The organism is Buchnera aphidicola (Pemphigus obesinymphae) (assembly GCF_026122815.1).
Taxonomy (GTDB): Bacteria; Pseudomonadota; Gammaproteobacteria; order Enterobacterales; family Enterobacteriaceae; genus Buchnera_C; species Buchnera_C aphidicola_BJ.
In genome coordinates, this window is record NZ_JAIWQW010000075.1 from 1 (window position 1) to 529 (window position 529).

Below are 529 nucleotides of genomic sequence, written 5' to 3' on the forward strand. Positions count from 1 at the left end.
GATCTAAATTAGGATCTTTAGCACAAAATTGTCCTTCTTGTCGTGGTAAAGGACAAATACATATTAGAAAAGGATTTTTTACTGTTCAACAAACTTGTTCTACTTGCCAAGGTAGTGGTTCTATTATAAAAAGCCCTTGCCACCACTGTCGTGGTACTGGTCGAATTGAAAAAGAGAAAATATTATCGGTGAAAATTCCTTCGGGAATAGATACTAATGATCAAATTCGTCTAAATAATGAAGGTGAAGCTGGATCTAATGGAGCAAGCTCAGGAGATTTATATGTTCAAATTACAGTAAAAAAACACCCTATTTTTGAAAGAGAAGCTAATAATTTATATTGTGAAGTACCTATTAATTTTTCTATGGCAGCATTAGGAGGAGAAATAGAAGTTCCTACTTTAGACGGAAGAGTTAAATTAAAAATACCAAATGAAACACAATCAGGAAAATTATTTCGTATTAGAGGAAGAGGAGTAAAATCTGTGCGAAGTAGTTCACAAGGAGATTTGCTTTGTCGCGTTGTTGT

At 33.6% G+C, this 529-nt stretch carries 1 protein-coding gene; it reads left to right on the top strand.

Annotated elements, in window-relative coordinates; genetic code table 11:
* The coding region (locus LDP10_RS03160) for a DnaJ C-terminal domain-containing protein (protein ID WP_321160504.1) at nucleotides 1–529 on the top strand (529 nt) is incomplete at both ends.